The 3,250-nt window shown below is 60.5% G+C and carries 7 protein-coding genes; all 7 read right to left on the minus strand.

Going from position 1 to position 3,250, the window contains the following annotated elements; translation table 11 throughout:
- Positions 1-73: 73 nt before the first annotated feature.
- Positions 74-427 carry a hypothetical protein gene (locus tag ACH2EH_RS19935; RefSeq protein ID WP_395144434.1) on the minus strand — a complete coding sequence of 118 codons (354 nt, stop codon included), beginning with the start codon at positions 425-427 and terminating at the stop codon, positions 74-76.
- A complete protein-coding gene (locus ACH2EH_RS19940; RefSeq protein WP_395144435.1) occupies positions 424-918 on the minus strand; it encodes a hypothetical protein in 495 nt (164 codons plus the stop codon). Before ACH2EH_RS19940 ends, ACH2EH_RS19935 begins: the two co-directional genes overlap by 4 nt.
- Positions 915-1,970: a hypothetical protein gene (locus tag ACH2EH_RS19945; RefSeq protein WP_395144437.1), complete on the minus strand. Its 1,056-nt coding sequence runs from the start codon at positions 1,968-1,970 to the stop codon at positions 915-917. The genes ACH2EH_RS19940 and ACH2EH_RS19945 overlap by 4 nt, the downstream gene beginning before the upstream one ends.
- The gene (locus tag ACH2EH_RS19950) at positions 1,958-2,254 is read right to left on the minus strand and encodes a hypothetical protein (RefSeq protein ID WP_395144439.1); all 297 of its coding nucleotides are present in this window, start codon (positions 2,252-2,254) and stop codon (positions 1,958-1,960) included. The genes ACH2EH_RS19945 and ACH2EH_RS19950 overlap by 13 nt, the downstream gene beginning before the upstream one ends.
- Before the next feature lie 2 nt (positions 2,255-2,256).
- Entirely contained in the window at positions 2,257-2,460 is a 204-nt protein-coding gene (locus ACH2EH_RS19955) for a hypothetical protein (RefSeq protein WP_395144441.1), read from the minus strand.
- The gene (locus ACH2EH_RS19960; protein ID WP_395144443.1) at positions 2,457-2,717 is read right to left on the minus strand and encodes a KH domain-containing protein; all 261 of its coding nucleotides are present in this window, start codon (positions 2,715-2,717) and stop codon (positions 2,457-2,459) included. The genes ACH2EH_RS19955 and ACH2EH_RS19960 overlap by 4 nt, the downstream gene beginning before the upstream one ends.
- Before the next feature lie 234 nt (positions 2,718-2,951).
- On the minus strand, positions 2,952-3,250 hold a 299-nt coding region (locus tag ACH2EH_RS19965), incomplete at its 5' end, for a hypothetical protein (protein WP_395144445.1).

Genomic DNA, 3,250 nt, shown 5'->3' on the forward strand with positions numbered 1-3,250 from the left:
GCCACCGAGCTGGTAATGCGCTCGCCGTCGGCTTCGCCCACGATGTGCTCGCACTTGGGGCACCGGATCTTAGTCAAACAATTTCCTCCAAACTCTCTAGGTTGAGCTCTCGGTGCAGTAGGCTCTTGCTGCCGCGTCCCGCCGTCACTTTCAGCCAGCCCGCTCCGTTGGTGTCGTCGAGGTAAATCATGCCATCGCCAAAATTAACCCGCACGGCAGGCACTTCCAGACCGGCCAGCAGAACTTTCAGGCGGGTGGCGGTGCAGGGTTCGCCGTGCCAGAAAGCCGGAGCGCTGGCATTCTGACGGAGAAGTTTCTGGGCTTGCCGGTGCAGCTTCGTCGCCTCGTCGTGCTTCTGGCGGCGCTCCGGGCGCTCTTGCTGGCGGCGCTCTCGCCGGGACTGTCGGGGAGGCTTGGGGACGTTCATGCGGCGATTAGCTCCTTGGTCGGCGTGCCTGTGAGCTGTTTTTGTGACCCCTCGGCGAGCAGCTTTGTGGCGTTTCGAGCGAGAAACTCTTCTCGTGCTCTCCCCGCTGCTTTGGGAAAGCGGCGATCCATCTCCTCGGTATCCAGCATTCCGATTTCGTGCCACCCGCCTAGCTCGTCGGCCAGGTCACGCATCAAGGGCGTGGCATGGCGTGCTCGCTGGGCGGCAGGGTGGAAGAGGATCAGCAAGCGCAGCTCCTCGCGCAGAGTGCCGATGCTGGGCAGAGGTGCGATGTGCTTCAAGGCGACCTCCCGCAGCTCCGCCACTGTGGGCCGAAACTGACAGGTGGCGGTGGCCTCCAGGATGGCTCTGCGCCGCGTGTCAGGGTGCCAGTCAGCCAAATGCAGCGAGTAGAACTCGGCGATATCTCCGTTCCACTCGGGCTTGCCAGGCATGGTGGCAAGCAGATTCAAGGCCGTTTCTGTGGTCATGAGGTTTCCTTTTCGATTGGGTTTAGAGCCGCTTGCACCGAGCCGTGCTCGGCCCGTATCGCCTCGGCCTTTGCTGCTGCGGCGGCGTTGATCGAGCGCGTTGGTGAGGCGGCGAGCTGGGGCGGTGGCACGGCGATGGGATCGGGATCTTCGCCGCGCAGCCAGCCCAGAATGCAAGGCCGAAGATAGGCCGGTTGCGAGTGAACGGGTTTGCGTGCCGCAGCCAGCCAAGCCGTAAGTCGCTCCTCACCCGCTTCGCCTTCGGCATCCCGATAGCGTGTCAGCAGTGCCCCCGGCGAGAGCTGTTCGGCATCTTCCCAGCCCACCAGGTAACGAGCATCGGGAGAGTTTTTATTTCTTACTGACCCTTCCGTCGTCATCGTCTTTCTTGGCCCGATGGGGGTTTGGGGGATGATGTCTGGGGCAGGGGTTTGGGGATAGGGGATCGGGAAGGGGGACGGGGACGGGAACGCGGCTGCCAGCGGGCGGACGCGCGAGGAAACACCGTGACATGTCACGGAATCTGTCACGGCTTGCGTCACGCTCTCTGTCACGTCATTTTCGTGACATGTCACGCTCTCTGTCACGTTTTGAGCGTGACGGGCTTCGGATTCGGCGTGACGAGCATCGTAATCGTCAGGGGGAAGCTCTTGCCGTTCCCGTTCGCGCTTGTTGCGCTGGCGCTCCGAATCTGCACGGCGGCGGTCTTCTTCGCGCCTTGCAGTGCGTAGAGCGTCGGCCTGTTCGGGCGTCGGGTTGTAGACAGTGAAGTCATGGATCTGGTAGGAGCCAGGCGGTACTGGCTGGAGGGGAGAGTCGGGTGGTACCGTCTCCCAGAGGTTTGCGAAGAGCAGCTCAGTCACTACTTCTTCGCGGTCGGAGATGTCCACTTTGGCGGCACAAACGCGGACAGCCGCTGGTGACAATACACCGTGCGGCGAGCGGGCAGCGCAGTAAGTCAGCGCTGCCAGATGCAGTAGCTTTGCGTCCTTCGACCTATCGAGAATCTTCTCGTGGTCGAAAAACGCATCGTCGAGCTTCAGCCAGGGCATGGGGTTTCCTCAATGAGTAAGTTGAGCTGCTTTGGAGTAGTAGGCTTGTAGAGAGGCCCGCCCCGCAGTTCGTCTAGGAGTCCAGCGATATCGTCCTCGGTGAGGTAGCCATGCGCCACCAGGGCGTGTGCCTGGGGCGCGATGGCATGGTGAACCCCGAGTCGTTTCAGTTCCCGCAGGCACCACAAAGCCCAGCTTCGATTGTCATCGAAGGGGTAATCCTTCGTGTCGAAGCTGGGACTCTTGGCATCTCTTAAGTGCGCCGGAGCCTGTGATGGGGGCATGGTCAAGGTGAACCTTTGTCTCCCTGTTTGGCGAGCTTGCTGGCCTTGAGAAGATTGCGCGCGAGCTGGCGGGCTTGGCGTGGGGTAAGTACGCTGCCTGCGAGGAGGACCTGATCGCCGCCACGGTAAGCGGAGACTTCGATCAGATTACCAAAGCGGGTAGTGTACTGCGCCTCGAAGTAGTCTGGTTCGTCTGCTATTTTCACGTTTTCGCCTCCTTAAACTCGACAAGCACTCGGCCCAGATTGTGTTTCTGAGCAGCCGACTTGATGAGGATTCGCATGGCGTTGGCGAGCCTCCCTTCTTTCCCGATTGCCTGGCCCAGATCACCGGGCGAGACATGAACCTCGAAGCGCGTGTGTTCTCCGTCAGCGACCGAGGGTAGGATTTTCACCGAAACGATATTGGGATGATCCACAAGGTTGCGGGTCAGCTCTGTCAGTAGTTCTGCAAGTTTTTCCATAGGTTCTCCAGTAAAAAAGTGTTTTTGGCTGTAGGGCGGTACCGTGCAGCCCAGCAGTAGAAGGGTTAAAGGCAAGCTGTGAAGGTGTCTGGTATCCACCTTGCGAAGCTTGGTAGGTTCGCTGCCACAGCTCACCCAGTGAAGCTTTTTAGGCTTCACAGTGCGCGGAGCTTGGACGGAGGTACCAACCTCCGGGTAGCTTCGCTTTGGGTTTTGCCTGTCCTGAGCTTGTGGTCATCGGGCATTAGCCTCCCAGCTCACGCGGCCATAGAGTGCTTGGCGCTGACGGGATTCCGCCGCTTCGTCGTGCATCTGGTCGCCGTTCATCAGGACAGTGCAGAGCACTACGAGGATCAGGCCCAGGGTCAGGAGCACGCGCCGGTCTTCTTGCCGCTCCCGTGCTGCCACAAGCTGCTGGCGCTTCTCCCGCATGGTGCTCTTTGCCGCTTGCTCTGCCTGCGTCATGCACCGAACCGAGCAGAACGCAGCACCATTGGTATTGAGGATCGCTTGCCGCTCACGGCAGTGATCGC

This window comes from Armatimonas sp., assembly GCF_043760365.1.
Classification (GTDB): Bacteria; Armatimonadota; Armatimonadia; order Armatimonadales; family Armatimonadaceae; genus Armatimonas.

What these genes read in the sequence shown, in the direction of transcription:
- ACH2EH_RS19935 (WP_395144434.1), bottom strand. Translation starts at nt 427, where the DNA reads ATGAACGTCCCCAAGCCTCCCCGACAGTCCCGGCGAGAGCGCCGCCAG.
- ACH2EH_RS19940 (WP_395144435.1), bottom strand. Translation starts at nt 918, where the DNA reads ATGACCACAGAAACGGCCTTGAATCTGCTTGCCACCATGCCTGGCAAG.
- ACH2EH_RS19945 (WP_395144437.1), bottom strand. Translation starts at nt 1,970, where the DNA reads ATGCCCTGGCTGAAGCTCGACGATGCGTTTTTCGACCACGAGAAGATT.
- ACH2EH_RS19950 (WP_395144439.1), bottom strand. Translation starts at nt 2,254, where the DNA reads ATGCCCCCATCACAGGCTCCGGCGCACTTAAGAGATGCCAAGAGTCCC.
- ACH2EH_RS19960 (WP_395144443.1), bottom strand. Translation starts at nt 2,717, where the DNA reads ATGGAAAAACTTGCAGAACTACTGACAGAGCTGACCCGCAACCTTGTG.